This window comes from Gemmatimonadota bacterium (genome assembly GCA_016712265.1).
In the GTDB taxonomy this organism is placed as follows: Bacteria; Gemmatimonadota; Gemmatimonadetes; order Gemmatimonadales; family Gemmatimonadaceae; genus RBC101.
On sequence record JADJRJ010000030.1, the window covers coordinates 668,479 to 682,422 of the forward strand.

Below are 13,944 nucleotides of genomic sequence, written 5' to 3' on the forward strand. Positions count from 1 at the left end.
AACGCGACCTCGACAGTGGACGACCTGCTCGGACCGGCGTGACAGCGCCCGTCGACCAAAACGTCACAGCGATGACTAGAACGCCACCCGGATCGCCAGCTGGATTGGGGGCTGGCCGACGTCCGCCGAAAGCCCTGAGAAATTACGGCTGAAGTCCACCTGAAGCCGCTGTCTGACCCTGAACCCGACACCAAGGGACGCACCGCCCGCCTCTGATCCGGTTGACTCCACGATGTAACCACCGCGAAGGAACACACCGTCGGCCCACGCCAGCTCAGCGCCGACGCGCGGCAGGGGCCTCGCATCCGCACGTCCCATGGCGAAGTCGAGCGTTCCACCCACGACCACATCGCGGGCCACCCGCTCCGGAATCGTCACCTGCGCCGCGGCGCCAAGGTGTAAGCGTGCAGGGTCGAGGCCGTCGGCCCCCTCACGAATTCCCGTCCCGAGGTTCCTCAGGGCCAGCCCGACGACGACTGGAACCCCAGCCATTCGTGCCGAGAACTGTCCGCCAACATCAAAGGCTGCGCTGGAAAACAAGACCGTCGGATTCGGAGGGCATTCCCCGCTGCAGTCGAACCGCACCTGGACGTACTTCCACGATGCGCCAAGTTGCATCCCCTCGCCGAGTCGGACGGCGTATGAGCCGACCAGTGCCACGCTGCGTCGGAAAAGATTGCCCGAGGAGAGGGTGTCTTCCCCTGTCAGCTCGCCGCCATCGTTCTGGAGGAGGTTTGCGCCGATTCCGAAAGTTCCCACACGAGATCGCGTGACGACGGACAAAGCGTCGCCCGTCCCCATCAGGCTCTGTGAGTGGTTGAGCGAGGCCTCTCGTTGAGTGACAGACGCCAGCCCCGCAGGATTCCACCACATCCCGTCGGCGGTTCCACGCTGCGCAACCATCGCCGTCCCGAGGGCGGCTGCTCGCGCGCCCACAGGGAGGAGGAGGAACAACGCGGCATCGGAACTCGCTTGAGCGTGGGCCAGGGAGGGCAAGCCACCGGTCAGGCCGGCGAGCAGCCATCTAGCTGCGCAGCGGAACCGCTTCATCACGCAGCATGATCGGGATGCCGTCCCGAACGGGGTAGCCGAGGGCGCACGCGCCGCAATCGAGCCGCATGTTCGTCGTGTTCTCGATCAGGGGCCCTCGACACTGCGGGCAGACGAGCAATTGGAGGAGCTGTTGTGGAATGGCGCTCATGGGAGGCTCTCTGGAACGTGAAAACCCAAGCGCCTCAAGACCGCGACATCGCGACGCCAGTCCTTGAGGACCTTGACCCAGAGGTCAAGATACACCGGGCCGCCGATCAGGGGTTCCAGCAGGGCACGAGCCGCGGTACCCAGCGACCGAAGTTGGGCCCCGCCCTTTCCGAGGACGATCCCCTTCTGGCTGTCGCGCTCCACATACATCGTCACGCGGATGTACACCGGGGACGACGACTCCCGAAACTCCTCGACCTCGGCGTGAATCGCATACGGCAGCTCCTCACGGAGCTGCGCAAAGGCGACCTCGCGAATAGCCTCGGTCACGAAGAACCTGAGGGGCTGGGTGGAAAGGTCATCCTCTGGATGGCGGAACTCCGCCTCCGGGAGTCGGCTGCGGATGTCCTCCCACAGTTGCTCGAGGCCGGCGTGGTCCCTGGCGGAGATGCCAACCTGCCCGGAGGGTAGGTTGGCGACATCGGTCTTGGTCCACACCGGCAGAATACGGGCTGGCGGCACGGTCAGCTCGAGCGTGCGCAGCGCGGCCTCGAGGGCATCAGGGTCCGGGTCGACGCCATCAACCAGGTGGACGATGAGATCGGCGCGAGCGAGGGCATCACGCACGGTGTCGAGCATGGCTCGATGAAGGGCGTAGCCAGGATCGAGGAGTCCAGGGGTGTCGAGGAGGACGGCTTGGGTGTCCCCCCGGGTGCAGACGCCGACGACGGGGAGTCTGGTGGACTGGGGTCGCGGGCTGACGATGGCGAGGTGAGTCCCGACGAGCGCGTTGAGCAGCGTCGATTTACCGGCGTTGGGTCGGCCGACGATGGCGACGGTGCCGCAGCGGGTCATGGTGGTGGTGATGGGTTTGGCCGGTGCGTGGTATGGAAAACAAACGCGGGCCACCCCGTAAGGGATGGCCCGCGAAGGGGTGCCGGCGACGGCCTACTCTCCCGCGATCTCTCGATCGGAGTACCATCGGCGCTGTAGGGCTTAACTACCGTGTTCGGGATGGGAACGGGTGTGGCCCCTACGCTCTAGTCGCCAGCGAGTCGTGTTGTAGGACGACAAGCGGAATATGGAGTAGATCGTGGACTGAATCTTGTCAGATCGTGCGAAGCTCTGCTGATATTGCAAAGGGGTGAGTCAAGCCTCACGGGCGATTAGGACCGCTGCGCTCGGAACGTGTTACCACGTGTCCACGTGCGGCCTATCGACGGGATCGTCTCTCCCGGCCCTTAAGGGGACTCAAGGTCCCAGGGAATGTTCATCTTGGAGGGCATTTCCCACTTAGATGCTTTCAGCGGTTATTGCCACCGATCATCGCTACCCGGCGTTGCCCCTGGCGGGACAACCGGGACACGAGCGGATCGTCCGACTCGGTCCTCTCGTACTAAAGTCCGCTCTCCTCAACATTCCAACGCCCACGACGGATACAGACCGAACTGTCTCACGACGTTCTGAACCCAGCTCATGTGCCACTTTAACCGGCGAACAGCCGGACCCTTGGGACCTTCTCCAGCCCCAGGATGTGACAAGCCGACATCGAGGTGCCAAACCGCATCGTCGATGTGAACTCTCGGATGCGATAAGCCTGTTATCCCCAGCGTACCTTTTATCCGTTGCGCGATAGCCGTTCCACACCGGGCTACCGGATCACTACGGCCCACTTTCGTGGCGGTTCGACCCGTCGGTCTCACCGTCAGGCTGGCTTTTGCCGTTACACTCTAGAAGCGCGAGTACCGACCGCGCTGAGCCAACCTTCGCGCGCCTCCGTTACTCTTTCGGAGGCGACCGCCCCAGTCAAACTGCCCACCTGCCACGGTCCCACTTCAGGTTTGCTGAGAGTGGTGAGGACGTCGTGTAAGCCAGGGTGGTATTTCACTGTTCCCTCCGCCCGAACTAGCGCCCGGGCCTCAACGGGTCCCACCTATGCTACACAGTCCTAAACAACGTCCAATGGCAAGCTACAGTAAAGGTGCATGGGGTCTCTTTGTCCTGTCGCGGGGACTCGGAATCCTCACCGAGACTGCAATTTCGCCGAGCACCGGGTCGAGACAGTGCCCAAGTCGTTACGCCATTCGTGCAGGTCGGAACTTACCCGACAAGGAATTTCGCTACCTTAGGACCGTTATAGTTACGGCCGCCGTTTACCGGGGCTTCGGCTCAATGCTTCGCCTTGCGGCTAACATCTCCCCTTAACCTTCCGGCACCGGGCAGGCGTCAGTGCGTATACGGCGCCTTACGCGGCTTTGCACGCACCTGTGTTTTTGCTAAACAGTCGCTTGGGCCGATTCTCTGCGACCGACAAGAGCTTGGCTGTACACCTTACCCTCGTCGGCATCCCTTCTTCCGAAGTTACGGGATCATTATGCCGAGTTCCTTGACCCGGTTTCACTCGTGCACCTGAGGCTGCTCGCCTCGCCCACCTGTGTCGGTTTACGGTACGGACGCCCGTATTGCTCCCCTCCGAGCTTTTCTCGCGTGTCGACTCCAGGATACTTGCGCATTGATGTAATCGCAGCACTCGCACTCCCCTCTCGGCTTGCGCCTACCGGGTTGGACGGCCATCCACAAAGCCGCTATCCCTTTGTTCCACGGTCCCTCGAAGGTTCATCGCTTTACGGGCGGGGCCGGAATTTCGACCGGCTTTCCATCGGTTACGCCTCTGGGGCCTCACCTTAGGACCCGCCTCACCCTGCGCTGATTGCCATGGCGCAGGAACCCTTGGGCTTACGGTGTGCGGGGTTTTCACCCGCATTTGCGCGTACTCATTCCGGCATCCTCACTTCTGGTCGCTCCAGGCCAACGGTTCCCCGGGCCCTTCACTGCTCCCAGAACGCTCCCCTACCCCCAACACCTAAGTGTTGAGGCCAAGCTTCGGCGGACCACTTAATCCCGACCATTCTCGGCGCATTCCCGCTGGACTGGTGAGCTATTACGCACTCTTTCAAGGAATGGCTGCTTCTAAGCCAACCTCCCAGTTGTCAATGCAGAAACACATCCTTCGCTATACTCAGTGGTCACTCCGGGGCCTTAGCTGTGGCTCTGGGTTCTTTCCCTCTCGCCGCTGGACATTATCGCTCAGCGACTGCCTCCCAGGATACAGGTCGATGGTATTCGGAGTTTGGTTGGGGTTGGTACCAGCTTCGCCAGCCCGCGCCCATCCAGTCGCTCTACCCCCATGACCCAAAATTCCTGAGGCGCTACCTCAATAGATTTCGGGGAGAACCAGCTATCTCCAGGCTTGATTGGCCTTTCACCCCTACCCACAAGTCATCCGAGCGGTTTTCAACCCACACCGGTTCGGGCCTCCACTGAGTGTTACCCCAGCTTCACCCTGCTCATGGGTAGATCGCCCTGGCTTCGGGTCTACCCCCAGCGACTTAGACGCCCTCGTTACAGGACTCGCTTTCGCTCCGGCTCCGCAGATGATCTGCTTAGCCTTGCCGCTGAGGAGTAACTCGCCGGATCATAATGCAAAAGGCACGCAGTCAGCCGCGCCGCAGGTTGCCCCACGGCCAGCCTCCTACCGCTTGTAAGCATGTGGTTTCAGGATCTCTTTCACTCCCCGCCCAGGGGTGCTTTTCACCTGTCCCTCACGGTACTCGTCCACTATCGGTTACACAGGAGTCTTTAGCCTTGGAGGGTGGTCCCCCCAGTTTCACGCCCGATTTCTCGGGTCGGGCGTTACTCAGGAACTCCACTGGCTGCACGCCTTTCGCTTACCGGGCTGTCACCGTCTATGGCGCTCCGTTCCAGGAGACTTCAGCTCATTAATGCAGTCCGTCTGTGGGTCCTACAACCCCGACCCCACAAGGAGGTCGGTTTGGGCTGTACCCGTTTCGCTCGCCGCTACTCAGGGCATCTCGTTTGATTTCTCTTCCTGCCGGTACTTAGATGTTTCAGTTCCCAGCGTTCGCTTCCCTTGCGGGATGACATGGCTCACGCCATGCCGGGTTTCCCCATTCGGCCATCTCGGGATCACGGCTTGTGTGCAGCTCCCCCGAGCTTATCGCAGCTTACCACGGCCTTCATCGCCTCTGTGTACCCAGGCATCCTCCACATGCTTTCGTTCGCTTGACCCATTTATCGTCAAGCAAAGCTACGCGCGATCTATTCACGAATGAAACAGTTCGTCTCAACGAATTGCTTCATAGTGCAAGATTCACTTGATGCACCGAAAAGACCTGACGGTGCATCGTCCCACGATCTACTCCACCTTCCGTTGTCAAACAGCCGACCCATCGCCTTGCGGGCGACAGGTCAATATAGAAATCGAGAGTGAGGCGCACACGGCTGTGCGGGCGGGCGACTACTGAGCGTCTTTCCAAATGCCCCCGAAAGGACATCCTTACTCAACTGCTCCGTTAAGGAGGTGATCCAGCCGCAGGTTCCCCTACGGCTACCTTGTTACGACTTCGCCCCAGTCACTGCGCTTGCCTTCGGCGGCTTGCTCCTTGCGGTTGCGGCACCGACTTCGGGCACTCACAGCTTCCATGGCGTGACGGGCGGTGTGTACAAGGCCCGGGAACGTATTCACCGTGGCGTAGCTGATCCACGATTACTAGCGATTCCAGCTTCATGCCGTCGAGTTGCAGACGACAATCCGAACTGAGGACCGGTTTGGGGGATTGGCTCCGGCTTGCGCCTTGGCGACCCATTGTCCGGCCCATTGTAGCACGTGTGTAGCCCTGGACGTAAGGACCATGATGACTTGACGTCGTCCCCACCTTCCTCCGGTTTGGCACCGGCAGTCTCACTAGAGTTCCCGGCTTTACCCGCTGGTAACTAGTGACAAGGGTTGCGCTCGTTGCGGGACTTAACCCAACATCTCACGACACGAGCTGACGACAGCCATGCAGCACCTGTGACCGAGCTCCGAAGAGCTGACCAGGTTTCCCCGGCCATTCCCGGCCATGTCAAGCCCAGGTAAGGTTCTTCGCGTTGCGTCGAATTAAACCACATGCTCCACCGCTTGTGCGGGCCCCCGTCAATTCCTTTGAGTTTCAGCCTTGCGGCCGTACTCCCCAGGCGGGGCACTTAATGCGTTTGCGCCGGTCCTCAGGGGGTCGCTCCCCCAAGGGCCTAGTGCCCATCGTTTACGGCGTGGACTACCAGGGTATCTAATCCTGTTTGCTCCCCACGCTGTCGCGCCTCAGCGTCAGCAACGGCCCAGCACACCGCCTTCGCCACCGGTGTTCTTCCGGATCTCTACGCATTCCACCGCTACACCCGGAATTCCATGTGCCTCTACCGTGCTCCAGCTCGGCAGTTCGCACGGCAGACTCGGGGTTGAGCCCCGAGCTTTCACCGCACGCTTACCAAGCCGCCTACGCGCCCTTTACGCCCAGTGATTCCGGACAACGCTCGCACCCTCTGTATTACCGCGGCTGCTGGCACAGAGTTAGCCGGTGCTTCCTCACCCGGTACCGTCAGTCCCCAAAAATGGGGAGGTTCGTCCCGAGCAACAGGAGTTTACACCCCGAAGGGCGTCATCCTCCACGCGGCGTCGCTGCGTCAGTCTTTCGACCATTGCGCAATATTCCCCACTGCTGCCTCCCGTAGGAGTCTGGGCCGTTTCTCAGTCCCAATGTGGCTGGCCATCCTCTCAGACCAGCTACCCGTCATAGCCTTGGTGAGCCGTTACCTCACCAACTAGCTGATAGGCCGCGAGCCCCTCCAGGAACCCAAAAGGTTTCCTCTCCAAGCCATGCAGCTCGAAGAGCGTATGCGGTATTACCCGGCCGTTGGGCCGGCTATCCCCCATTCCAGGGTAGGTCGCTCACGTGTTACGCACCCGTTCGCCGGTGACCCTTGCGGGCCCCCTAGACTTGCATGTGTTAAGCACGCCGCCAGCGTTCGTCCTGAGCCAGGATCAAACTCTCCAAAAGTTTGATTAGCTCTTTCGTCCTACTGCAACCTCTTCCGAGATCACAGCTGTCCGAATCACTTGATATACGTCAGACTTTCAACTCTCGCCGGTCGCTGACTGCTCCCGGCTCGACGAGTCCGCCTCGCACATCCATGAACGCTCACTCTCGATTTTCAATCAGCTTTGGTCCCGCGTCTGCGGGAGCCTTAAATCATATCCAACCGTAACGCTTCTGTCAACCCACCCAAACCACTGCGTCAGAACAACATAGTGGCCCGGGGAGCACCAACCATACCAAGACCAGAACCCGTCCGCAACCCCCCTCCCAACACACTCTCCAGCCCCGGAAAAACACAAGCCGGCCACCTCGGCCGGCCCATGCTCCCTGTAGGAATCGAACCTACAACCTAGCGATTAAGAGTCGCTTGCTCTGCCAGTTGAGCTAAGGGAGCCAACCTGCCCTCCACCTCATGCGCCAGGAGGGAATCGAACCCCCGACCCACAGCTTAGAAGGCTGTTGCTCTATCCAACTGAGCTACTGGCGCTTCCACGCCCCCACCCCCCTCCCCCACAATTTCGGCTGCAGCACAATCGGGGCGGCCGGATTCGAACCGGCGACCTCCTGCTCCCAAAGCAGGCGCGATACCGGGCTACGCTACGCCCCGCGAGGGAGAGGGAAACGTAAGGACGTCATTCCCGATGTCAACGACCTCGCACCAACCGCTCCAACAACGCCCCAAACGCTCGCCCCCGATGGCTCACCCCCGCCTTGGCCTCCAGTACCGCTTCCCCGAATCCGCACCCGAGGTCATCGGACCAGAAAATCGGGTCATATCCGAACCCGCCGTCCCCCACCGGGCGCTCGAGAATCCGGCCCCGGCACGTCCCCGCCGCCATCACCACCCCAACTTCATCGTGCCAGACAGCACAGGACACGTAGTGCGCCGCCCGATCTGACGCCCCCACCATTCGCCGCAGCAGCTCCGTAGTGTTCGCGCCGTCCAGCGCCTCCCCGACGAGCCCCGCCGCACCGCTAAAACGCTTGGACCAGACGCCGGGCGCCCCGCCTAACGATGGCACCACGAGCCCACTGTCCTCGGCCAGCACCGCGCGGCCCCCACACCGCGCCCAGAAATAGGACGCCTTCGCGCGCGCATTCGCCTCGAAAGTGTCAAAGACCTCGATGCCGTCTTCGGCGGCCGTCGGCTCCACCCCAACGTCGCTTAACAGCCGCGGCTCGAACCCCGCCGCCCGTAGCATCGGCCCCAGCTCGCGCAGCTTCCCGGCACTGCGCGTCGCCAGCACCACCTCCCTCACGCGAGCGCCGACTCCTGGTGATGCAGCAACTCGCGGATGCCGGCCTCCGCCAGCCCCAACAGCGCGTCCAGCTGCCCGCGATCAAACGAGCCATGTTCCCCGGTCCCCTGCACCTCAATGAACCGCCCCTCGCTCGTCATCACGACATTCATGTCCACCTCGGCGACCACATCCTCGTCGTAGTCCAGGTCGAGTCGCGCCTCCCCTCCCACCACACCGACGCTCACGGCCGCCACGCGACGACGCACCGGTGTCACGGCCAGGCGCCCGGTGCGCACCATCCAGTCGAAGGCATCAACCACGGCGACGCAGGCCCCGGTGATCGCCGCCGTCCGCGTCCCCCCGTCCGCCTCGAGCGCATCGCAGTCGACCTTGAGCGTGAACTCCCCGAAGGCGAAGTCGTCCAGCATCGCCCGGATGCTCCGGCCGATCAACCGCTGGATCTCCTGGGTCCGCCCCCCCACCTGGGAACGCTCGCGCGGCGTACGGGTGCGCGTGGCCCGCGGGAGCATCGAGTACTCCGCGGTGATCCACCCCTGCCCACTCCCCTTGCGCCAGCCCGGCACCCCCTGCTCGACCGAACAGGCACACAGGATCCGCGTATCCCCAAACTCGATCAAGCAGGACCCCTCGGCGGATCGCGCCGCCCCGCGCGTCACGGTGACGGGGCGCAGGGCGTGGAGGTGGCGGGTGTTACGGGGTGGGTGAGGCACGCAGAATCTCGATGGTTGAGGTGGTGGAATGCCCGGCGGTGAGCGGCACGATGACCACCCGTCCCCCGCGGGCCCGGGTCTCGGGAGCGCCGACCACCGTCGCTTCCGTGTAGTCTCCGCCCTTCACCAGCACGTCAGGGCGCAACAGCTCGATCAGGCGCGCCGGGGTGTCCTCACCGAAGATCACCACGGCGTCCACCATCTCCAGGGCCGCGACGACCACGGCGCGCTCGTCTTCCCCACGCACCGGCCGGCTCGGCCCCTTGAGTCGCCGCACCGACGCATCGGCGTTCACCCCGACCACCAGCGAAGCCCCTTCCGCTCGTGCCGCATACAGGACGTCCAGGTGCCCCCGATGGAGGAGGTCAAACACGCCGTTTGTGAACACCACGGGTCCCGCCGCCGACTGCCGCCACGCCACGGCGTCCGCCTCGGAGAGCACCTTGGCTGCTGGAGGACGGATACGGCTCAAAACGGGGTCGACGCGCTCGGGTTGAAACGGACCGTCCGGATCATCCCGGGGAGTTCCAGGTTCTCGTGGTACTCCGCGGAGATCTCGAACTTCGATGCGGTACGCCGGATCCGGAGGGCTCCGGCTTCTTCCGGCAGCCCGAGGCTGTCCGCAAGGCTGCGCAGGTGCCGACGAATCACGTCATCGGGGAGCTGGCGGGCGAAGCGCGCCTGCGTCTTCATCGCGTCCTCGAATCGGTAGGCGCGCACATACACCTCGGCCACGCCGAACCCGAAGTACGCCGTCGCGACCACCAGCAACGTCGTGACCAGGCAGCCCAGTTTCGTCGCGCCACGTCGCGTCACCATTGGGATTGTGCCCCTTCCACAATTTCAGTGATCACCCGCTGGATCGCGGCCTTTCGACCCGCCGCCTCGTCCCGCTCGTTGTACTCCCCTTCGCCGCTCAGGCCACGACGCTCGTACAGGACGCGACCGGTCGCCTCCTCCACGATCTCGACATCAATTACCAACTGCAGCTTGCGCCTTGCCGAGGTCGCAAGCGCCGGGTCCGCGGAAAATCCCACCGGGATGTCGACCTCGTACTTGGTGATCGTCCCCCGCACGCGGGCGTGCGCGCGGCTCTCCGGGGCGTCACGTAGCCCCAGGCGCGACGTGAGGCCCTTGCGGAGCTCCTGCAGCAACTCCTGGGTCAGCTCGGGGCTCGGCGTCTCGTTGTCGAAGGGCGCGACCGCGACGGTCTTGACGCTCGACGGGAACCCTGACCCGCTGGACAGGGAGTACACGCATCCCGACAGCGACAGGCAGATCGCGAGGACCTTAGGGAAGCCAGATCGAGGCATCGAAGGGACCTTCGGGGATGCGGCGCAACGACGTGAGGGTCAAGCGTCGGCGCACCGAAGTACGGAACTGCCGGTAGGCAACCTGCAGGGAATCGATGGAAACCCGGTCGCGCCAACGACCGCCGTCCATCCGACCAAGCTCCACCACCTGACGCCCCACCACCACTGCGCGATACTCCCGATCGAACTCGACCCACACCGTGTCGCCACTGCGATGAACGACGGTGTCCCTGGCGGATACACGCAGCACGCCGAGTGCGGCCCAGAGCAACGGTACGGGGGGAAGATAGCGCCTCCCGTCCTCAGCTGCCGTTCGGAGGGAATCCCCGATCAGGATTGCCCCGCCGCTGCCCAGCCCTCCGTCGGCAAAGAAGTCCAGCCGAACGGAGTCGGGGGCCGCGACCCGGGCGACGCCTTCGCCTCGAGCCTCAAACAGCGGATCATCGTAATGCCACCGGAATACCACTCTCTGGTGCCCAGGGGCAAGGAGGGTCACCGGGACCCCTTCCGCCACCCTCGGCGCGGTTACAGGGGCAACCCGGGGCGCGCACGCGGCAACGGCGAGGGCGATCGACGCGACCCAGCTACGCATCCGGTGCGACCGCACCCGCGAGCAGCGTCCGGATGTCGATCGGCATGGGGGCTGGGCGGCCCTGGGCATCGAGACTTACCAGGTCGGTGTGGCCGGACACCAGGCGCTTGGCGTCCGGCTCGAGCGTGATGACATACCGAAAGGACACCCCGCGCGATCCGGCCCTGGTGAGCACCGTCTCCACGCGAAGCAGATCGTCGTACTTCGCCGCCGCGTGAAAGCGCAGCGACGCCTCCGCCACCGCGAGAAGGACCCCACGCCGCTCCATCTCGGCGTACGGCAGCCCCAGGTCGCGAATGAACTCGGTGCGGCCAATCTCGAAGTAGGAGAGGTACGCCGCGTGATACACGACCCGCATCTGGTCGGTTTCACCGTACCGCACACGGACCAGGGTGGTCGCCATCAGGAGGGGGCGAGGCCGAGCGCCCGTGCCCGATCCCGCGCGCTCGGGGTGAGCAGGGCGTTGGGGGGAAGGCTCTCGCCGCGCGCGGCGAGACGGATCACGTCGTGTTCGGTGACGAGGGGCCGCGCGCCATGCCGAGACGGGACGTGTGCCACCACCGTCGCCATGTCCCCGCTCGTCACCCCCGCCGCCCGTCCCTCATCCACGTCGAGGTGGAATTCGGTCGCATGCCCCTCGCCCGAACGCACCAGCACACCGTGCCAGGTCGTCTCGCGGCCCGCGACCCCACAGCGAATCGCGACGGTGTCGCCGTCTACGAGGTGGCGGCGCCGCGCGTCGGCGGGCGACAGGTGGAGGTGCCGGGCCGCGACGATGACGCCGCGTGTGAGGGTGATCCGGCCGCGCGGGCCCTCGAGGGTCACCCCACCGGCGGAGGCCGTAAGCATTCCCGAGTTTGCTACCGGGGGCGTCACCCCCAGCACCGCGGCGTCCGACATCGCGATCTCGAGCTGCGTCGCCCCACGCGCCGGCCCCACCACACGGATCCCCTCGATGCGCCCGGTGGGACCGATGACCGTGACCCGCTGTTCCGCGGCGAACTGCCCGGGTTGCGTCAGGCCGCGGTGTGCGGTGAGTCCCCCCGCGCCGAAGAGGGCGGTCGCATCATCCGCGGAGAGATGCACATGGCGGTTTGATATCCCGATCGGCACCTGGAACGCGCCGCCGCGGGCGTTCGACCGTGGTGCGCTCCCTCTCGTCGCTCGGGCCGCGCCTGCCCGCGCGGGCACGGTGCCATGTCCGGCGGCGGCCGCCCGAATGTCCCGCGTCGCCGCCGCGATGTCATCGCGGTGCGTGGACGGTTCGGGGTGGCGAATCGGGGCCACATCGCCGAGGCGTTGGGCCGCGCCCGCCCAGGCGGGGGTTCGCCCACGGGGCCTGACGGCTCGGGCCGGACCGGTGCAGGCACCCAGGACCCGGCCACAGGTGACGCCTTCTCCAGCGCCCGGACGATCGCATCGGCGAGCCGATCCATTTCGTCGTTGGTCATTTGCGTCGCGCCCGCACGCCGGCCAGGAAGTCGTCGACGATCTCGCGCACGGCGCGGTCGTCGATCGCCGGCGCCCCGCGGTGGCCCGGCGACGCATCAGCTGCCGGCGCCCGGAGGGGATCCACGTAGGGCCGGATCTCCTCGCCAATCCGCTTGATGTTGAGGAGATGCATGGGGGTAATGTTGTCCGACGTGATGCTCCCGCCCCAGGACCCCGGCCCCAGCGTGAGGGCCGGGGCAAAACCGGTGGTGTAGCCCACCGCACCGATGGCGGTGTTGGTGTTGACCACGATGCGGAAGGCCGGCTTCTCGAAGAAGAACCGGTCGATCACCTGTTGGTCCTGGGAGTGGATCCCCAGCGAGTGGCCAACGCCACCGTAGCGCAGCAGGGCAATGGCGCGCTCACAGCAGCGCTCCCACCCCTCCTCGACGTAGAAGCCGAGGACCGGGCACAACTTCTCGCGGCTGAGTGGGTCGGTCGCCCCGACCTCGCGCAGCTCAACGATCATCAGTTTCGCGTCCCTGGCGATGCGGAACCCGGCGCGTTCGGCAATCCGCTGGGGTTGCTGGCCGACGACATCGGGATTGATCCCCTTCCCCGACGCAGGGATCATGTAGCGTTCGAGCCGCGCCTTCTCCTCCGGACTGCAGAAGTGCGCGCGCTCCCGGGTGAACAACGCACGCACTCGCTCCGCGACCGGCGCGTCGACGATCACGGAGTTCTCGGACGAACACAGCACACCGGCATCGAAGGTCTTGCCATCGACCACGTCGGCGACCGCCTTCTCCAACCGCGCCGTGCGTTCGATGATCGACGGGACGTTCCCGGGCCCGACGCCATACGCCGGCTTGCCCGCAGTGTAGACCGCGCGGACCATGTCGCCCCCGCCCGTCGCCAGCAGGACCGCCACGTCCTTGTGACGCATCAGGGCGTTTGTCCCATCCAGCGAGGGGCGCGTGACACAGTTCACCAGCCCCGGCGGGGCACCCGCACTCACCGCCGCCGCCTCCAGGATGCGCGCCGCCTCGGCGGTGCACTTCGGCGCGCGGGGATGCGGGGACATGACGATCGCGTTCCGCGACTTCACGGCGATGATCGCCTTGTAGATCGCCGTCGACGTGGGATTCGTCGTCGGGATGATGGCGCCGACAACCCCCATCGGCACCGCGAGTTCGCGGACGCGACGGATGGGGTCTTCACGCAACACGCCCACCGTGCGCATCGGCAGCACGTAGTCGAGGAGGACATCGCTCGCAAAGCGATTCTTCACGACCTTGTGCTCGTAGACGCCCATCCCCGTTTCGTCCACGGCGAGGCGCGCGAGCGGTTCGGCGGCCTGGCTTGCCGCGCGGGCCATGGCGGTGACCACGCGGTCCACCACCTCTTGCGTCGCGTTGGCGAATGCCCGTTGGGCGATGAGCGCGCGGCCGACCAGGTCGCGCGCCTCCTGGATGCTCAGCAGGTCGGCGTCCATCCGGC

General features: G+C 64.7%; 12 protein-coding genes, 3 tRNA genes and 3 rRNA genes. All 18 read right to left on the minus strand.

All coding sequences use genetic code 11. From position 1 onward, the window contains the following. Nucleotides 1-75: 75 nt before the first annotated feature. The 18 genes from IPK85_18340 to IPK85_18425 all read right to left on the minus strand — a co-directional run bounded on the left by IPK85_18340 (nt 76) and on the right by IPK85_18425 (nt 13,939). Entirely contained in the window at nt 76-1,050 is a 975-nt protein-coding gene (locus IPK85_18340; GenBank protein MBK8249339.1) for a hypothetical protein, read from the minus strand. Continuing rightward, complete coding sequence (locus tag IPK85_18345; protein ID MBK8249340.1) at nt 1,025-1,201, minus strand: Trm112 family protein; 177 nt, start codon at nt 1,199-1,201, stop codon at nt 1,025-1,027. The genes IPK85_18340 and IPK85_18345 overlap by 26 nt, the downstream gene beginning before the upstream one ends. Further along, a complete protein-coding gene (gene era, locus IPK85_18350; GenBank protein MBK8249341.1) occupies nt 1,198-2,055 on the minus strand; it encodes a GTPase Era in 858 nt (285 codons plus the stop codon). Before era ends, IPK85_18345 begins: the two co-directional genes overlap by 4 nt. An 80-nt stretch (nt 2,056-2,135) precedes the next feature. After that, nucleotides 2,136-2,252: ribosomal RNA gene (rrf, locus tag IPK85_18355) — 5S ribosomal RNA — on the minus strand. 93 nt (nt 2,253-2,345) lie between these two features. Beyond that, nucleotides 2,346-5,289, minus strand: a 23S ribosomal RNA gene (locus tag IPK85_18360). Between the two features lie 285 nt (nt 5,290-5,574). Next, nucleotides 5,575-7,097 (minus strand): 16S ribosomal RNA (locus IPK85_18365). Together the 16S, 23S and 5S rRNA genes with 3 tRNA genes alongside form the textbook arrangement of a ribosomal RNA operon. 360 nt (nt 7,098-7,457) lie before the next feature. Continuing rightward, nucleotides 7,458-7,530 (minus strand) — tRNA-Lys (locus IPK85_18370). Between the two features lie 19 nt (nt 7,531-7,549). Further along, nucleotides 7,550-7,623 (minus strand) — tRNA-Arg (locus IPK85_18375). A 46-nt stretch (nt 7,624-7,669) separates the two neighbouring features. Beyond that, nucleotides 7,670-7,743 (minus strand) — tRNA-Pro (locus tag IPK85_18380). A 37-nt stretch (nt 7,744-7,780) separates the two neighbouring features. Then, nucleotides 7,781-8,395 carry a non-canonical purine NTP pyrophosphatase gene (locus tag IPK85_18385; GenBank protein ID MBK8249342.1) on the minus strand — a complete coding sequence of 205 codons (615 nt, stop codon included), beginning with the start codon at nt 8,393-8,395 and terminating at the stop codon, nt 7,781-7,783. Further along, nucleotides 8,392-9,108 (minus strand): ribonuclease PH, encoded by a 717-nt coding sequence (gene rph / locus IPK85_18390; protein MBK8249343.1) that lies wholly within the window; start codon nt 9,106-9,108, stop codon nt 8,392-8,394. The genes IPK85_18385 and rph overlap by 4 nt, the downstream gene beginning before the upstream one ends. Next, a complete protein-coding gene (locus IPK85_18395) occupies nt 9,089-9,676 on the minus strand; it encodes an adenylyltransferase/cytidyltransferase family protein (GenBank protein MBK8249344.1) in 588 nt (195 codons plus the stop codon). Before IPK85_18395 ends, rph begins: the two co-directional genes overlap by 20 nt. Continuing rightward, entirely contained in the window at nt 9,577-9,927 is a 351-nt protein-coding gene (locus IPK85_18400) for a hypothetical protein (protein ID MBK8249345.1), read from the minus strand. The genes IPK85_18395 and IPK85_18400 overlap by 100 nt, the downstream gene beginning before the upstream one ends. Then, nucleotides 9,921-10,421, minus strand: coding sequence for an LptE family protein (locus IPK85_18405; GenBank protein MBK8249346.1), 501 nt, complete (start codon nt 10,419-10,421; stop codon nt 9,921-9,923). Before IPK85_18405 ends, IPK85_18400 begins: the two co-directional genes overlap by 7 nt. Further along, nucleotides 10,399-11,013 carry a hypothetical protein gene (locus tag IPK85_18410; GenBank protein ID MBK8249347.1) on the minus strand — a complete coding sequence of 205 codons (615 nt, stop codon included), beginning with the start codon at nt 11,011-11,013 and terminating at the stop codon, nt 10,399-10,401. The genes IPK85_18405 and IPK85_18410 overlap by 23 nt, the downstream gene beginning before the upstream one ends. Further along, entirely contained in the window at nt 11,006-11,416 is a 411-nt protein-coding gene (locus IPK85_18415) for an acyl-CoA thioesterase (protein ID MBK8249348.1), read from the minus strand. The genes IPK85_18410 and IPK85_18415 overlap by 8 nt, the downstream gene beginning before the upstream one ends. Then, nucleotides 11,416-12,561, minus strand: a complete 1,146-nt coding sequence (locus tag IPK85_18420; protein MBK8249349.1) for a hypothetical protein — start codon at nt 12,559-12,561, stop codon at nt 11,416-11,418. Before IPK85_18420 ends, IPK85_18415 begins: the two co-directional genes overlap by 1 nt. After that, nucleotides 12,461-13,939, minus strand: coding sequence for an aldehyde dehydrogenase family protein (locus IPK85_18425; GenBank protein ID MBK8249350.1), 1,479 nt, complete (start codon nt 13,937-13,939; stop codon nt 12,461-12,463). The genes IPK85_18420 and IPK85_18425 overlap by 101 nt, the downstream gene beginning before the upstream one ends. Nucleotides 13,940-13,944: the final 5 nt, after the last annotated feature.